General features: G+C 63.0%; 14 protein-coding genes. 6 read left to right on the top strand and 8 right to left on the bottom strand.

Annotated features, from left to right (window positions below; all coding sequences use genetic code 11):
- Window positions 1–89: 89 nt before the first annotated feature.
- A complete protein-coding gene (locus MUH00_RS17665) occupies window positions 90–689 on the top strand; it encodes a GNAT family N-acetyltransferase (RefSeq protein ID WP_247000839.1) in 600 nt (199 codons plus the stop codon).
- Window positions 690–767: 78 nt separating this feature from the next.
- On the opposite strand, the gene MUH00_RS17660 is transcribed toward MUH00_RS17665, so the two are convergent.
- Window positions 768–1,007 (bottom strand): DUF8142 family protein, encoded by a 240-nt coding sequence (locus MUH00_RS17660; RefSeq protein ID WP_247000838.1) that lies wholly within the window; start codon window positions 1,005–1,007, stop codon window positions 768–770.
- Window positions 1,008–1,171: 164 nt separating this feature from the next.
- Here MUH00_RS17660 and MUH00_RS17655 point away from each other — a divergent pair, with 164 nt between their 5' ends.
- Window positions 1,172–2,854 (top strand): acyl-CoA mutase large subunit family protein, encoded by a 1,683-nt coding sequence (locus MUH00_RS17655; RefSeq protein WP_247000837.1) that lies wholly within the window; start codon window positions 1,172–1,174, stop codon window positions 2,852–2,854.
- Window positions 2,855–2,897: 43 nt separating this feature from the next.
- On the opposite strand, the gene MUH00_RS17650 is transcribed toward MUH00_RS17655, so the two are convergent.
- The 3 genes from MUH00_RS17650 to MUH00_RS17640 form a co-directional block, all read right to left on the bottom strand.
- Window positions 2,898–3,353 (bottom strand): NUDIX hydrolase, encoded by a 456-nt coding sequence (locus MUH00_RS17650; protein WP_247000836.1) that lies wholly within the window; start codon window positions 3,351–3,353, stop codon window positions 2,898–2,900.
- A 70-nt stretch (window positions 3,354–3,423) separates the two neighbouring features.
- Complete coding sequence (locus tag MUH00_RS17645) at window positions 3,424–3,771, bottom strand: hypothetical protein (protein WP_247000835.1); 348 nt, start codon at window positions 3,769–3,771, stop codon at window positions 3,424–3,426.
- 333 nt (window positions 3,772–4,104) lie between these two features.
- Window positions 4,105–5,058: an NAD-dependent epimerase/dehydratase family protein gene (locus tag MUH00_RS17640; RefSeq protein ID WP_247000834.1), complete on the bottom strand. Its 954-nt coding sequence runs from the start codon at window positions 5,056–5,058 to the stop codon at window positions 4,105–4,107.
- Between the two features lie 352 nt (window positions 5,059–5,410).
- Here MUH00_RS17640 and MUH00_RS17635 point away from each other — a divergent pair, with 352 nt between their 5' ends.
- Window positions 5,411–6,385: a DUF1616 domain-containing protein gene (locus tag MUH00_RS17635; protein WP_247000833.1), complete on the top strand. Its 975-nt coding sequence runs from the start codon at window positions 5,411–5,413 to the stop codon at window positions 6,383–6,385.
- Between the two features lie 124 nt (window positions 6,386–6,509).
- Here MUH00_RS17635 and MUH00_RS17630 read toward each other — a convergent pair whose 3' ends face one another.
- Window positions 6,510–7,898 carry a glycosyl hydrolase family 28-related protein gene (locus MUH00_RS17630; RefSeq protein ID WP_321576078.1) on the bottom strand — a complete coding sequence of 463 codons (1,389 nt, stop codon included), beginning with the start codon at window positions 7,896–7,898 and terminating at the stop codon, window positions 6,510–6,512.
- Window positions 7,899–8,456: 558 nt separating this feature from the next.
- On the opposite strand from MUH00_RS17630, the gene MUH00_RS17625 reads away from it, so the two are divergent.
- Entirely contained in the window at window positions 8,457–10,565 is a 2,109-nt protein-coding gene (locus tag MUH00_RS17625; RefSeq protein WP_247000832.1) for a DUF2206 domain-containing protein, read from the top strand.
- A 199-nt stretch (window positions 10,566–10,764) separates the two neighbouring features.
- Here the strand turns inward: MUH00_RS17625 and MUH00_RS17620 are convergent, their stop codons facing one another.
- Window positions 10,765–12,129, bottom strand: a complete 1,365-nt coding sequence (locus MUH00_RS17620) for a flippase (protein WP_247000831.1) — start codon at window positions 12,127–12,129, stop codon at window positions 10,765–10,767.
- Between the two features lie 239 nt (window positions 12,130–12,368).
- Here MUH00_RS17620 and MUH00_RS17615 point away from each other — a divergent pair, with 239 nt between their 5' ends.
- Entirely contained in the window at window positions 12,369–13,421 is a 1,053-nt protein-coding gene (locus tag MUH00_RS17615; RefSeq protein ID WP_247000830.1) for a glycosyltransferase family 4 protein, read from the top strand.
- 133 nt (window positions 13,422–13,554) lie between these two features.
- On the opposite strand, the gene MUH00_RS17610 is transcribed toward MUH00_RS17615, so the two are convergent.
- Entirely contained in the window at window positions 13,555–14,403 is an 849-nt protein-coding gene (locus tag MUH00_RS17610; protein ID WP_247000829.1) for a glycosyltransferase family 2 protein, read from the bottom strand.
- Between the two features lie 407 nt (window positions 14,404–14,810).
- On the bottom strand, window positions 14,811–15,635 hold the full coding sequence (locus MUH00_RS17605; RefSeq protein WP_247000828.1) for a glycosyltransferase: 825 nt from the start codon (window positions 15,633–15,635) through the stop codon (window positions 14,811–14,813).
- Window positions 15,636–16,090: 455 nt separating this feature from the next.
- Between MUH00_RS17605 and MUH00_RS17600 the strand changes: the two genes are divergently transcribed.
- Complete coding sequence (locus tag MUH00_RS17600; RefSeq protein ID WP_247000827.1) at window positions 16,091–16,777, top strand: polysaccharide deacetylase family protein; 687 nt, start codon at window positions 16,091–16,093, stop codon at window positions 16,775–16,777.
- Window positions 16,778–16,781: the final 4 nt, after the last annotated feature.

The following is a 16,781-nucleotide window of genomic DNA, read 5'->3' as shown; positions in this document are numbered from 1 at the left end:
ACGATCCGCGGTCGGATCTCGTCCCGAAATCCCGAGACCGAGCGGACGCCCCGCAAACGCTTTTGGCCGCACGCCACCTACGTCGAATCATGTACGTGCGGGACGCGAAAAACAGGGAAGAGGTCTGGCTTCTCGATCACATCGAGGCGATGGGGCTCGACGATACGGCGTTCCGCTCGCGCGATTACGTCGTCGCCATCGACGAGACCTCCGGTGAAAAAGCCGGTTTCGGTCGGGTTCGTATCCACAAGATCGGCGAGGACGACGACGAGTGGCCCGCCGAGGTCTGCGAGTTGACCAGCATCGGCGTCCTCGAGAGCTGGCGAAACCAGGGCGTCGGGGCGCACGTGATCGAGCGACTGCTCGAGTACGCGGGCGACGACGGGTTCGATATCGTCTACGCGCTGACCGGCGAGAGCGCCTACCTCGCCCAGTTCGGCTTCCGCCGGATCGACGAGGCGCAACTGCCGCCGCCGCTGCGCGATCGACTGGCCGCCAAACGGGACGGCGTCGACCCCGACGCGGTGCCGCTCTCGATCGAGATCGAGCGGTTCCGGATGCCCGATCGACTCCGGGAGGCGTTCAAGCGCGCCTCCGAGCGGGACGAGGAGCCCTCGAACGAGGAGACCCCCGAGGACTTCGGCATCGATCCGGACACGGCGACCTACAAGTACGATACGGGCCGGTAAGGGGAGCGCAAGACGGATCGAAACGCGAGAGAGGGCGGCTGGCGAGACGACGGGAGCGAGTTGAGTCGCGGAACGGACTCACCGCACGCGTCCGTCCGGTCCGGGCGCCCCCTCGTGGAACCCGTGGCGAAACGCCACCCAGCCGATCGCCGCGAGCGCCAGGATCGGCGGCAGGATTAGAAACGCCCAGAGCGGGTCCAGCCCCCACTGGAGCAACAGCAGCAGGTTCCCCAGGCCGATCGCGAGAAACGGAAGGGTGTACAGCGCCGCACGACGCCGGTTGCCGGCGTCCTCATCCGCTGGCATCGACGGCTCCATAGCCGACGGTCGACGCCGCGGCACATAAACGCCAGCATCAGCGATCGCGACGGTCAGTCGTCGACGACCGTCGGCGAGCATCGCTCGTGGAACCGATGAGCGTCCGCCGCCCACGCCGGAGCGTTCATCAAGGTTGAAGCCCTCCCCGACCGACGATATCTATAATGTTCGATCCAGACGAACTCGAGGAAATCCGTGCCGGTGCGGAGGAGTGGCACGAGGAGGAGGTCGAGCCCGTGCTCGATCGGTTCGGTGAGCGAACGGAGGCGTTCACGACGGACACCGGGGGCCAGAAGGTCGATCGACTCTACACACCGGCCGACGTCGCGGATCTGGACTACCGGGAGGATCTCGGCTATCCGGGCGAGCCGCCGTACACCCGCGGCGTCTACTCGACCGGCTACCGCGGCCGGCTCTGGACGATGCGCCAGTACGCCGGCTTCTCGACGCCCGAGGACACGAACGAGCGCTATCACTACCTGCTCGATCAGGGTCAGACCGGGCTCTCGATGGCGTTCGACCTGCCGACCCAGATGGGGTACGATTCTGACGCCGACATGGCCGCCGGCGAGATCGGAAAAGCCGGCGTGGCGATCGACTCGCTGTCCGACATGGAGACCGTCTTCGACGGCATTCCGCTGGACGAGGTCTCGACGTCGATGACGATCAACGCGCCGGCCTCCGTCCTGCTGGCGATGTACATCGCCGTGGGCGACCAGCAGGGGGTCGACCGCGCCGAACTACGGGGGACGATCCAGAACGACCTCCTCAAGGAGTACATCGCGCGCAACACCTACATCTACCCGCCGGGGCCGTCGATGCGGATCATCACGGACATCTTCGAATTCTGCGCCGCGGAGACGCCGAAGTTCAACACCATCTCGATCTCGGGCTACCACATCCGCGAGGCCGGGTCGACCGCCGCCCAGGAACTCGCCTTCACGCTGGGCAACGGCATCGAGTACGTCGAGGCGGCGATCGACGCCGGCCTGGACGTCGACGAGTTCGCCCCGCAACTCTCCTTTTTCTTCAACGGACACAACAACATCTTCGAGGAGGTTGCGAAGTTCCGCGCCGCCCGGCGGATGTGGCACGACATCATGGAGGGCCGGTTCGACGCGCGGGATCCCACGTCCAAGCAGCTCAAGTTTCACACCCAGACCGCGGGCTCGATGCTCACCGCCCAGCAGATCGAGAACAACGTCGTTCGGGTCGCCTACCAAGCCCTCGCGGCGGTGCTGGGCGGCACGCAGAGTCTCCACACGAACGGCAAGGATGAGGCGCTGGCGCTCCCGACCGAAGAGTCCGTCCGAACCGCGCTGCGGACCCAGCAGATTCTGGCGCACGAATCGGGGGCGGCCGACACGATCGATCCCCTCGCCGGCAGCTACTACGTCGAGTCGCTCACCGACGAGGTCGAGGCGGAGGCGTACGAGATTCTGGACGAGGTCGACGAGCGCGGCGGCATGCTCGAGGCCGTCGAACGGCAGTGGGTCCAGCGCCAGATCCAGGACACCGCCTTCGATCGCCAGCGCGAGATCGAGGAGAAAGAGCGCATCATCGTCGGCGTTAACGAGTTCGAGGTCGACGAAGAGCCCGAGATGGACGTCCAGGAGATCACCGAGGAGGACCAGCAGCGCCAGATCGACAGCCTCCGATCGATTCGCGCCGAGCGCGATGAGGAAGCGGTCGATGCCAAACTCGAAGCGCTCCGGGAGACGGCCCGCGGCGGCGAGAACCTCATGCCGCCGATCATCGAGGCGGTCAAGGCGTACGCGACGGTCGGCGAGATCTGTAACGTGATGCGCGACGAGTTCGGCGAGTACCAGCCCGGGAGCGCGGTCTGACTCGCGATCGGTCGCGTCGTACGGAGCCGCCGAAACCGACGGCTCACCGAACGTCCGGCGTCTGCACCAGCAGATCGACGTAGTCGTCCAGCGACAGCGCGAACCGTTTCGAGGTGGGCAGTTCGAGCCAGTAGAACTCGAACTCGAGACCCGTCTCCGAACCGGATCCGGTGACCTCGTGCGTCCACGCGTCGCGATCCTCCTCGACGTTCGCGTGGAAGAAGTGCCGTCGGTACCGCCTCGGCGGCGAGCGGCGACGGGTCCACACGTCGGTCGTCAGGTGTCGAACGGCATCGAGCGTCGGAATCCCGGCCTCCTCCTCCACCTCCCGCCGGAGCGCCTCCCGGGGCGTCTCGCCGGGTTCTATCGTCCCCTTCGGTACCTGTAGCCCGCCGTGCTCCGGGCTCTCGAACACGAGCAGTTCCGGTCCGCGATCCGCTCCCGAGAGTCGAGTGACGTAGGCGCAGACTTTCGGGACGTAGACGACGTCGCTCTCCATTCGTCGTGGTACGCTTCGGACGGTCATAAAACCGCAGCGTGAAGTGTATCGACGAACGGTCGAGAACCGCTCACTCGGTGCCGAGGCGCTCGTGAATTGATTCCGGGGCTCGATAGGCGCGGCGTTCGAGGAGCGATGTAACGACGATGAAGATCGCCAACGCGGCGCTCGCGACGGCGACGGAATCGGTCTCGTCGAGTCGATCGAGCGTCCGGTGGAACCAGAAGACGTCGGCGATCGGGTGCTCGTGAAGCGCGGCCAGCGCGGGATGCTGTACGAGTTTGACCGCGTCGGGAACGGTCGCCCAGCCGCCGCCCACGAGAACGAGGGTCCGCGGATACGGTAGATCGGGAACGAGCGCGGCCAGGATTGCGGTTACGGCACCGCCGACGGCGAAGTGCGTAATTCCCTGGGACATGGGTTCGAGGGACGTCACGAGGGAGGCGGGTAACTGTTGTGAGCGTCCCGTCCGATCAATCTGCGGTTACCACGGACGATCGACGAGGCGGCGCGGTAGCACCGTCTTATTGGTCGATCGAACGCTGGGAGCCGACGATAGACTGCGGCTCGCGATCACAGGGAGGGTTCGCAGACGCGACGACCCCTCGTCGAAGCTGACCCTTAATCGGTCCATTGGATGGGACCAACGCCCCTGGATCTTGCAGGCCCGGCCGGACCGCGCCCCCTCTCGCCGAGACGCCATCGAATTCGCCATCGAGGTCGACCTGATCCGTTTCGACCTCGAAGACGATCACCGGGACTCCCCGAGCCGGTTCGACGCCGCCGCCCACTCGACGGTCCGCTCGAGTCCCTCGCGGAGCGAGACTTCGGGCGCGTAGCCGAGGTCGGCTCGCGCCGCACCGATATCGGCCTGACTGTGGCGGATGTCGCCGACCCGTTCGTCCGTGTGAACGATCTCGGAGTCGGAGTCGGTCACGTCGACGATCAGCTCCGCGAGTTCGCGAATCGAGATGGCGCGTCCCGTCCCGACGTTGTACGCGCCGCCGACGCGATCCGTCGTGGCAGCCAGGAGGTTCGCCCGAACCACGTCCTCGACAAAGACGAAGTCCCGCGTCTGGCCGCCGTCTCCGTGGACCGAGATCAGCTCTCCGGCCAGCGCTCGATCGATGAAGGCGGTGATGACACCGCTGTAGTCACTGTTGAACTGTCCCGGTCCGTAGACGTTGAAGTAGCGAAGCGCCACCGTCTCGAGCCCGTAGAGGTCGTGGTACTGACGCGCGTAGTGGTCGACCGCGAGCTTCTCGAGCCCGTACGGCGAACTCGGCAGCTTCCGACCGGACTCCGAGACGATCGCCCGCTCCGGCTGCCCGTAAATCGCCGCGCTGGAGGCGAGAACGATCCGCGCGTCGAGCGCTCGAGCCCGTTCCAACAGCGCGAGGGTCGCGTCGACGTTCACCGAGTGGCTCTCCAGCGGGTTCTCGACGGAGCGCTCGACGCTGACGAGGGCGGCCTCGTGAAAGATCAGGTCGACGCCCGTGGTCGCTCGAGCGAGCGCGTCCTCGTCCCGAACGTCGCCCTCGACGACCGTCGCGCCGTCGGGGACTTGTTCCCGCCGCCCCGTCGTGAACGAATCGAGAATCCTGAGGTCGGTTTCGCCGGCGAGCGCGTTCGCGAGATGGCTGCCGATGAATCCGGCGCCGCCCGTGACGAGAACCGTGCAATCCCCGAGTTCGTGTGTCCGCATACTGAATGGACGACGAAGAAGTGTATGGACCTTTGCCCTCCACGGCGGTCCGATCGCCCTCGAGAGTCGTTCGGTTCCGCGGTCGAACGTTGTTCGACCGCGAAGAAACCGAGTCGGGCGGGCAGTCGACCGAGAGGACGTGTGTCGAATCCCGTTTCGAGGGCCTGTAGTCCACCGTACCCGCAGCTCCTGTGAGCGAATCGCACGAAAGAGCGGTCCTCATCCCGTTTTCGAATTGCACCGAAACGAGCCGGTTCGAGTGACAGTTCAGCGGTCGCCACGTGTTCGGGCCGACGAAAGTCAGCTCGACTGTAATTCAACTTTTTATGACCCACGGTGGTGCCTACGAGCAATGGCTGCCGACGAGTCGCAGGGATCACCTCGTCAGCGCGACGGGCACCCTCCTCTCGCCACACTCGTCGCGGTAGTTGCAATACCGATTTTCGGTATCGCCGTCGTTCTCGCGCCGGTTTCCCACGACGTACCGATCTCCGTTCCGCTCGCGCTTCCGTACCTCTTGTTCGTTCCGGGGTACGTCGTCGCCGCTTGTCTCCTCCCCGGAGGCGGCGGAATCGGTGGGGTCAAACGCGTCGCGCTCTCGGTCGGGCTGAGCCTCACGATCGTTCCGTTGGCTGCGCTCGGGCTCGTCGCGATGCAGCGGGATATCCACGCCATCCCCGTCGTCCTCGTCGTGAGCGGGCTCGTGCTGGTCATGACGCTGATCGCGGCCGGTAGACGGTGGCGTCTTCTCGACGCCGAACGGTTTCGTCTCGTCTCCCGAACGGGGACTGCGTCGGAACGGACGGGCGCTCGCCGGCAGCTCGCGTGGCGGGAGGTTGTGGTAACCGTTCTCTTCGTGGTTGCGGTGGTGGTCCTCATCGGGGTCGTCGGATACGCCGCCATGACGCCGCAGACCGACTCGTACTCGGCCATCTACCTCCTGACCGAGGACGAGGACGGCGAGCTGGTCGCCGACGATTACCCGACCGAGTTCGAACTCGGCGAGGAACGCGAGGTAATCGTCGGCATCGACAACCACGAACACCGGCCAGTGAACTACACTGTCGTCGTCGCGGAACAGGATATCGAGTCGAACGAATCCGAGGTAGTCGTCGACGAGCAACGCGAACTCGACAGGTTCGACATCCGCCTCGAACACGACGAGACGCGGCTCCGGACGGACGAATTCCAGCCGACGATCACGGGCCGGGACGTCCGAATCGTCTGGCTGCTGTACCTTGATGGGGACGTGCCGGACGACCCGTCCGTCAAAAACGCGGACTATTACGTCGACCTCTGGGTAGAGGTGACTGACGACGAAGCGTAATGCTGCCGGCGGTTCGATCGGCGGACCGTCCGGTCGTCCATGGCGCTGCAGTGCACCGTTCGGGGACCGAGTCGGGGAGAGCCGGTCGAGCGACGGGACCGGTTCGTTGTCGGTGGCGATTCACCTATCGCTCGTTCACCGGGTCGGCGACGACCTCCCCGTCCTCGACGGTGATCCGGTAAGGGGCGCCGGTCGAACGGTCTCGGACGATCACACCGTTGCCGTCGTCGCCGCCGCAGTAGAGGTCGCCGTTGACGCTGTACTCCGCGAGCTGGGAGTCGTCCTCGAGCTCGAGTCCGTACGAACTCAACACCCACCGGAGGTCGAGGTCGCCGCCCTCGATCGAGGCGAACCGCGAGTTCTCGAAGTGCAACAGATCCGGATAGTGGGTCTGGTTCTCGCCGGCCGCGTTCACGGAGACGACGGGAGCGTTCTGCGGTTCGACGAACGAGACGAAGTTCGACACCGTGATCCGGGTGAACGCGTTGAACGAGAGCATGGGATGGTCGTCGCTGGGATCGTGGACGTGCGGCGCGACGATGTGCGCGTTGTTGATGCTCTCGAGGTAGTAGGCTTCCGCTGCCGGCCACTCGACGCCGCAGTGGTGGATCTCGAGCGCGATGTTTCGGTGGCCGTCGGTCCCGTGAAGGGAGTAGCCGCGTCGGGTTCTGTCCGCCGCACAGTTGACGAGACCCGCGTAATCCATCAGGTGAATCTCGTAGCCGTGACCGTCGTTGTCGAGGGAGTAACAGGTGGTAAACTGGGTCGACGTTCCGTGGCCGGTGACGAGAAAGCCGCTCCCGCCGTTGTACTGGGCGCGACAGGTGCCGATTCGCGAGACGATCGGCCGGTGGATCGCGAAGCCGTGACTCGCGGCGCGGATGCCGTGGACGTTCGTCACGTCGAGTACGATGTTCACGTCGGCACCCGATGCACTGATTCGAAGTGCGTGATCGGCGGCGCCGTTAGCGTCGACGGTCAGATCGCGGACGGTCAGATTGTGACCGTCGATCCACTCGGTTCGTTTCGGTCTGTTCAGGACGCCGTTTCCGTCCGGCCACGTTCCATCCGGGTCGGCTCGGATGGTGACTTCGCCGTTCCCGTGGAGGTACCGCGAATGCCCCCCGTGGCCGAATTCGATCGGTTCGGAGACGAGGTAGGCGTCCTCGGGTTCGGGAAAGAAGACGCCGAAATGAACGTCGTCTATCGCGTCCTGGATCGCCTGCGTGTCGTCGGTGACGCCGTCTCCGACGGCGCCGTACGCGGTAACGGGGACCGTCTGTTCGGTAACGTTGCCGCGGTGTTCCCAGTCCGTCTCGGTGCCGACGTAGACGTCGCCCGTATCTCGGGCGAGGAACACCGAGTTTTCGTACGGGGTGTACCCGTCGCGATCGGCGTCGTCGGCGACGACCGGGACCCGCTCCTCGAGCGTTTCGAACTCGTCGTTGTAGTCCCACTCTTCGCCGCTCTCGTAGCCGAGATCGAATCCGTGGTTGTCGGATGGAGTTGGCATATGCGTGATTACGCTCCGTAGTGTTGGCCGTACGCAGAGAGACGTCCCGTCCTTCCGGCCTCGGCGTCCGATATCGTTCCGTTCGGGGATGCACCCCGACGGTGGTCTCCGGCCAGATACCGATCGCCCCGCGTGACAACGGCCACGAGAGCGGTAGCGATGAGAGCGAGAAGCGACCGTCGTCGGTACGTTCGAGGAGGGCGCTGCATGCCTACCGACAAGCACTCGTGCGTTTATAAAGAGATCGCCTAATATAATGTGAATTATTGGCAGTATGAGCAAATATATTTAAAAACCAAACGTTGCACAACGAGAGACGAACGGCGACCTCGTCGCTCGCATCCGAGGGGCAAGCGCGTTACCGGCCGGAGCGAAACCGATCGAGCGCTCCTCGACTCGCCCACTGACTTCCCGTCGCGTACTCATTAGCGACGCGACACTACCCGCATATATAAAATGTGCTGAATCCACCTATAATACCGTCGAGATCATACGTGTGCTATGACCGCCGTCTTCTTCCCGAACCCTTCATCAACCGACGGTAGAACGTTGGCGAGGATGACGGTAATCACGCTGTGCATTTACTGGCTACTCCAGTATCTTTGGCACTTCCTTTCCCCACAGTTTGCGGAGTATCTCACCGTCTGGATACGTCTGGGTATCGGAATCACCGGATTCGTTCTATTCGTCTGTGCGCCGGGTCTGCTGCTCTTCAGTTTCGATGATTCGGAAACCTTCTCCCCGGGCGAGACGACGATCCTCTCCGTCGGAGTGAGCCTGTTCATCTTCTCGGTGTTCGGAATAGCTATCAGCCTGGTCTCCCCTTTTTTCGACGTCTTTGCTCCCCTGGGCGAACCGTGGATCCACGTCGTCGCCACCGGATTGGTGCTCGGCCTCGCCGCACTAGCCTTTTTCGGCGCGAGTCGAGAACGGCCCGGTGACGACGTTATCCGCGTTCCGATATCCCCGGCCATAATCATCGCGGTGCTCCTTCCGGCGCTTTCGATCGCCGGAACGACGCTCTTTAACGTCCGCGATTCGAACGTGCTGTTACTGGTCCTCGTCCCTCTCGTAGCGGTGATCACGGTGCTCGTCCCCAAGATATCGCTTTCGAGAACGGACCGTTCGCTGCTGTTGTATTCGATCGCGATTTCGGTCCTCTTCCATCACGTCTTACTGACCGAGTACGTGACCGGGGCGGACGTTCAGATACACTATTATTTCGCCGAAATGGTGTACGCGGAGGGGAGATGGACGTCCGAGATCCCCAGCCTCGGCTCGCTTCCGGTGCTCACGATCCTTCCGGTCGTCTTCTCGGAATTACTGGGACTATCGCTTCACTACGCGTACAAGGTCGTATTTTCGATCGTCTTCGCGGCCGTGCCCGTCGGAATGTACTCCCTATTTCGGAGGTATATCGCCGAGACGGGCGCGATGCTCGCCGCCCTCTCGTTCGTATTTTACTTCCGATACTTCCACGAGACCCCCGAAAAGGAGCGGCTAGCGATGTTCTTCATGGTCTGCTTGCTCCTCGTGATCGTCGCTCGCTCCTCGTCGAAGCGGCTCACGTATCTTCTCGTCCCGACGTTCACCGTTTCGATAATCTTTAGCCACTACGGAACCGCGATTATCTTCTCGTTCAGCGTGCTGTTCGCGGCGGCGTTTCTGTTCCTGCTGTCGCTCTTCCACCGCCGAACGCAACCCAGCGTGTCACCAACCTTCGCGGGAGTATACGGTGTCGGAACGCTCGTCGGAACGCTCGGCTGGATGTTCCTCGTCGGGGAAGGGTCGACGTTCTTCTCTCTGCTCGACGTTCCGGGACACCTGCTCTGGGAATGGAACGCCATGTTTTCGGAGACGGACACCGCCTCGAGATCCGGTGCAGGGATTCTCAGTCAGCACCGCTCGCCGCTCGATCTGCTCACTGCCGGTGTGTTTGCCGCTATTCTGCTGACGATATCGGTCGGATTGCTCTCGGAGGTATGGCGGCGGCTCGATCGTCGGCCCGTCGAAACGCCGGACGTACTAGTATCGCTCTCGCTCGCGTTTTACGCGCTCATCGGGTTTTCGTTCTTCTTCGGCGGCGGGTACGGAGCGGATCGAGCGTGGCTCCTCTCGATGACCGTGCTCTCGCTGTACCTCCCGATCGGATATCAGGTATTCGCGTCTTCGATTCGGAAGCTCCTGTACGGCGTCTCGCTTCCGATACCGTCCGCGGGGACGACTTGGAGCGTGCTGGCCGTCGTCGTCGCGCTGTTCCTGTTGCTCAATTCCGGGTTCCTCTACTACGCCGCTGGCGATCCGATCCCGTCGGCGGCCGCGTTCGATTCCGACGCTCACACCCCCGTTTACGACGACGGAGAGCGCTCGGCCGGCCGGTGGATTTACGAGTCGAGCGAAAACGGAACGATCCTCACCGACGAGGTGACGTACCACCTGTTCTTTCCCTTCGCACTGGATTACGATGCGGCAGTACACGGGGATTCCGAAATCGAACGGGTAGAGTGGGTCGACGAAACGCAACAGGATCAGGGGGCCGCCTCCTACGTCTTCGTGCTGGAGAGCAATCCCGATCCCGACGCGATCGCTACCGAGCGGGACAACAGAATCTTCGACAACTCGAAGGCGGTCGTTTACGAAGTCAGGACCGGCGACGGAGCCGAATAGACGAGACGGTAGCGCGATCGAGCTAACGTCGTCTCGCAGTGAACGCCTAGGGTTGCGACGAGAGCGCGACCGCGGTGGAGTTGGCGAGACACTGAGATACAACGGCGTCCTCGTCCGGACTCCTTGCGGCGAGTCGCCGCGACCAGCGACGAAACTTGCAACGCCGTCGGAGCGGCGAGGACCGTCCGCTCTCTCCGATCTAGAGCATCTCACTCGTCACGTCCAGGATCATCTGCCGGTACGATGCGAACGAGAGTAACGCGGCAGTGTACACGACGCCTCCGAATGCCACGGTTGCGAGCAGAACGACGAGGGAGTCGATACGCACGAGTTCCTGAACCCCCCACAGGACGGATCCCATCGCTAGCGCCGAGAGAACCGACGTTCCGACCTCGTCGACGTTCACCGTCAAGCGTACGTACTTCGATAAGTACGTCGCGTTCATCGCCGTGAACAGGAAGTACGCCATCGTGGTCGCCACCGCGGCGCCGACGATCCCGTATCGGGGGATCAACGCCACGTTCAGACCGACGTTTAGTGCGACGAAAACGAGCGCCGTCTTCGCCACCAGACCGGGGCGATCGATCGCGAGCAGCAACGTTCCAAAGACGTAGTTCAGCGATTCCGCGATCTTTCCGAAGAGAATGATGACGAGCGCCGCGGCCGCGATCGCGAACTCGGGACCGAATATCAGCGAGAGGATTTCGTTTCCGAGCACCAGGCCGCCGATCACGCCAGGAACGACGATTACGATCGACCACGTGATCACGGTTGGAACGAGTCGCTCGATCTCGTCGAACTGCCCCTGAGTCGCTCGTTCGCTAACCGACGGGAAGAGCGTGAGCGCGATCGCCTGCGGCAGGAGTAAGAACACGACCGAAATCTGCCAGGCGACCTCGTACGCGGCGACGTCGGTGCGCGTGAGAAAAAAACCGATCAACAGAATGTCGATCCACCGATAGGAAGCGGTCATCACGGATGATGCGACGAAGTTGTACCACGAGAAGTCGAACAGCGATCGGACGATATCGATCGAAAACGTCCCCAGCTCGGTCGAGATCAGCCGGTAGCCGACGACGGACAGTACGAGCCAACCGAGACCGTATCCGGTTATCAGCCCCTCGACGCCGAATCCGCGTAGAATCAGTAAAACGCCCAGGAGGACGAACACGACGTTCTGGACCAGCGTGAGGTATTCGGCGGTAGCAACGGACTGTTCACCCCGAAGAATGGCCAGAATCAGCCACCCCAACTGCTGAGCAACGAGCACCGGAACGAGCAGCATCGTTACGTCGGCGCCGACGTAGCTATCGATGTAGCCGCGCGATGCGATGAGGATCGTCGCGACGAGTAGCATCGAGCCGGTTTTCAACAGCAACCCCGTCGTTAGCACGTCACCCGGGGGAACCGCGTTCCGCTGTTCGCTGATCCGCTTTTCCATCGCCTTATCGATACCGAGATCGAGAAACACCTCGAACACGCTCGTTACCGCGATGAAGAGGACGAATACGCCGAACAGTTGCGCGTCGAGAATCCTCGCGAAGGTAACGTACCCCAGAACCATGATTACCGATCCGGCGGTTCGCGCGCTAAATACGCGCCAGATCGCTCCGAGGACGTCTATATTGGCCATTTGAAGGTGTTCGACGAATCCACTCCGGGCGCGACTACAAAGCCGGCGGTTGGTTGTAGCCCACGCTCACGTTCAATGGATACTTAAAACCACTCTCGGATCGATCAGCCGACTATTGCGACGCGAAACGCACACTGTGTTTAGGTCGTCGGCCGCGAGAGGTTCGGGAAATGATGTCCTCACAGCCGGAACTCCGCGGAGATTACGAGCGCATCTCCGACCTATTACTCGACAGGTACCCGAACGTCCGACGCGTCGGCGTTCTCATCTCCACGCTCGACGAAGCGGAGGGCGTCGCCAGCGTAGTGATTCCGCAACTCGCGGAGTTGAACGAGGCGAACATTAGCACGAGCGTGTACCTGTTCGATTACGTTACCGAGGTAGACAGCGATGTCGTTTCTCTGGGCAATGACGCTCTCTCGAGTCGAATGCGAAGAGCGGAATACTTCGTAAACCCGCTGCGGATCGGGCGCTCTGCGCTCGAGCTCAAGGACGAGGATCTGCTCATCGTCCACCAACCGATACTCACCATTCCCGCCGTTCTCACCCAGTACCTCTTCGATACGCCCGTGGTTTTCGTCAATCACCGATCACCGGTCGACGAGGGTGCGTTTCTCCACCCGTTGCACGAACTGGCGTCGCTTTCGGATACGGTTGTGTCGGTCAGCAAGTACAGCCGGGACGGATTCGCGAACCGATACGGGGTTACTGGGCCGGTGATTTACAATACCGTCGGCGGATCGTACAACGAAAACGTCGACGGGAGCGCCGTCCGCAGAAAGCACTCGCTCGGAGACGATCCCGTGATACTCTACGTGGGACGGATCTCCCCCGAAAAGAACATCGAGAAGCTGATCTCCGTCTACGAGTACGTCCTCCGCGAGTTTCCGGACGCAGTCCTCCTCGCCGTCGGCCGAACGGACGACCGAGCGTACAAGGAGCGATTGGACGCCCTGGCGGCTACCAGCAACGGTACCGTGATCATGACCGGACGAGTTTCGGAGGAGGAGCTCCCACAATACTACGCCGCGGCAGACGTGTACGCGACTTGCTCTACACTCGAGGGATTTAACCTCACAATCGTGGAAGCCGAACAGTGTGGAACGCCGACGGTCGCCTTCGATATCGGACCGCACGCGGAAGTACAATCGTACGGTCGGACGGTCGAGCCGAGAAATCTCCCGGCGTTTGCGGATGCGGTGCTCGAGCTGTTGAGGTCGTAGTCAACCCCCCGATGTCGCTAAATTCGAAGATCCGTACGACTCGAGTCCGCGATATCGACACTCGCTGGCGGATCGGATTCGCTCGGGGAGCACCGGAATTCGTACGACAACCGTATCGACGTTTCGGCCTCCGTTATCGACCACATTCTTCTTCCAACCAAATCTCCTTCCAATCTTTCGGCCGTCGTTTCCGCAGTCGTTCGATATCTTTGATTTTCGCGTACGTCGAGACGTAGTGATTAATATCCGTAAACGCCATGTAGAACCCGCGATAGCCGTCCAGCGCGGCCCGTCCGATGACGAGTCGATAGAGCGCCGCAGCGATCCCTTTCGCCAGCAAAACGGCGGGGTTGCCGGGCTTGTTCAGCTCGACGATCTGGAACGCCTCCAGGGCGCTGTACTGCATCATCTTCGCCTCTCGCTCGGAGACCCGTTCGACCGTGTAGTTGTTGATCGCGTGCTTAAGGTCCCTCGTCCGCTCGGCGTACTCGTCGCTGATCGTCGGCCGCTCCCACAGGTGTTCCTGTTGGTAGTACAGCACCCGCCTGTTCGCCAGCACCGGCTGCTTGACGTGATACTGGTGGGACCACGCCCCGAGGATGTGCTCGCGCTTTCGGATGTAGAAGCCGACGATACCCGGCGAGCCGAAGACGTCGAAAATCTCCCGCCGGAGGGCCGGCGGCACCTCCTCGTCCGAGTCCAGAATGAGCACCCAATCGTTCGAGGCGTGTTCGATCGACTTCGTCTTGATGTCACCGAACCCCTTGAACTCGTGCTGGTAGACGTCGGCGCCGTACTCCTCGCAGATCTCGATCGTCCCGTCCTGGCTGTCGCTGTCCACGACGACGATCTCGTCCGTCCAGTCCTGGACGCTCTCGAGGCACCGCCTGATTATATCGGCGTTGTCCTTCGTCGTGATACAGACGGAGATCGGCAGCGTTTCCCGCTCGTCCGCCCGTTCGTCGGTCGTCGCGGCGCTCATTCCGGTGACCCGCGTCGAGTCGCACGGCTGCCAATCCGTGCGGAGCGCGAGCCGCGGGGGCCGCGGCTCGAGGTCGGTCCGCGACGCTCGAAACAGAACACATATTGTAACGTTGTCATCTTGGTTCGCTAGCATTCGTAGTCGCGGTCGGGCCAAATACCTGTGGGGAGATCGGCACCGACAATCGGGCGTTGATGACCATTTCATATCAGTAGGCCGAGGTTACGACACGGCGGCCGCGTGCCGATCGACGTCCCCCGTTCGGCACCTCGTCTCGAGGCGACGTTCTTCGGAGATCGGCGTTCGGAGTCGCCGGCGCGTTCCTCGAGACGCCGGCCCGCTACGGCGCGGCGCCCGGAGCGTCAGTCGGCTGCTCCGGAGCTTCGAGACGCCGACCGGTCGAGGCGCTAGCCGGGTGTCCTCGTGTACCGCGTGATAAGCCGGCCGCGGATTCGCTTCGGCAGCAACCGAACCGAAGCGCGCGTGAGGAGGTTGTAGAGGAGGATCGGCGCGTCGATGAACCCGGACCGGTAGAAGCTCCGCTGGAGACGGACTTCCGCCTTCGTGACCGAGAGTCCGCCGCGTTGGCCGTAGTCCCGGTCGATCCGCGCCTTCGCGAGCACGGACGGGACGTTGGCGAACGTCGCTTCGTTCGATAGCATTCGAACCCAGAGGTCGTAATCCTCCATGCCGAGGAAGTCCCGGTAGTTTCCGGCCTCGAGAATCGCGCGGCGGCGGGCCATCACGGTGATGTGGTTCATCGGGTTTCGAAACCGGGCTCGAGCGGCGATCGAAGTGTGGTTCGTGGGGACGATTCGGCATGCGAAGCAGTCGTCCGGATCGTCGTCGAACTCGGCGATGTAGCCGCCGACGACGTCGACGTCGGGGCGCCGTTCGAAGACGGCCAGCTGGCGTTCGAATCGATCGGGAACGCTGATATCGTCGGCGTCCATCCGCGCGACGAGTTCGTGCTCGCACCGGCGTACGCCGACCCGAAGCGCGTTCCCGATGCCGACGTTTTCGCGCAGCCGGTACCGCGAGAAGTGGTCCCCCTGCGCTCGCTCGTACGAGTCCAGGACGTCGCTCAGCGCGTCGGTGAGCGGCCCGTCCTCGACGATCACGATCTCGTCCGGCCGGACCGACTGGTCGACGACGCTCCGGAGGGCGGCCTCGAGGTGCGACGGATCGTCGCCTGCGTACACCGGCATCAGTACCGAAAACGCGGGGCTCATGGCGTCGCGAGCGACGGCCGGCGATTCGACCGGACGGCTCTTGCGAGCACGAGTACGCGCACGCGCCGCTTAGAGGAGCGGTATCGTTGCCGCGTTAGGCTCCGCTTGCCGGGGGCGTCCGAACGAGGGGGAGCGGCCCGCGACGCCCGGTGCGACGAATCGCAGTCGCTCGCCTCGGCGACTCGAGCGGACCGAGCGCGCCTTTTTTCGCCCCTGGCGCCGTCCGTCCGGACATCGCGGAGCGGTCCGAGCGCGCGGCTCGCCCGGTACCGCATCCGACGGCAGAACGAGGTCGAATGTTTCGAAATATCACCGCAGGCGGGCGCGAACGGCCCGGTAGCCCGACGGTAACGCACACCGTACTGAAGAGCGCGTGGGTCCGGCTGGCCCGCCTCGATTACTACGCGAAGGTTTCGTCGTGGGCACCGTGTCCGGACTCCGGGAACCGAATTCTGATGTATCACTCCGTCGGCGGCGGGTTTTACGACGACGTTTCCCCGGGCCGGTTTCGAAGGCAGCTCGAGCAGCTCACCCGGAAGTACGACGTCGTCGATCTGCCGGCCGTGCTGGAAGAGACCGCCGACACCAGGGTCGCGCTGACGTTCGACGACGGAACCGTCGATTTTTACGAGACCGTCCGACCGATGCTCCAGGAGTTCGACGTCCCGGCGACCGTGTTCGTCGTCGCCGATAGCATCGGAAACGCGGAGTTCCTTCAGGACGAGTGGTTCGACTACGAGTATATGACGGAAGCCCAGCTCGTCGATCTCGCCGACGACGAGCTCGTGACGATCGGGAACCACTCGAAGTCCCACCGGAAACTCGATACGCTCTCCGCAGGCGAGCTGGAAACCGAGATCGCGGAATCCAAGCTTGAACTCGAGGAGCGACTGGGGATCGACGTGGACCGATTCTGCTACCCGCAGGGCGAGTACTCGGCGACGGCCGTGGACCTCGTCCGCGACACTCACCGGTTCGCGGTGGCGGGACTGAACGAAATTCGAGTCGGGCCGGAGTCGGACCCGTGCCTGCTCCCGCGGATCAACGGCGCCGGCGAGCCGAAACAGCTCCGGTGGGAGTTCACCGACTGCAGCGCCTTCCTCGCGGGGACGATGTTCGACCTGCAGAACGGGCACCGCTGAGAGC

The organism is Halosolutus gelatinilyticus (assembly GCF_023028105.1).
GTDB classification, from domain to species: Archaea; Halobacteriota; Halobacteria; order Halobacteriales; family Natrialbaceae; genus Halosolutus; species Halosolutus gelatinilyticus.
The sequence above is the reverse complement of the archived record's forward strand: the minus strand, read 5'-3'. Positions and strand labels throughout refer to the sequence as shown.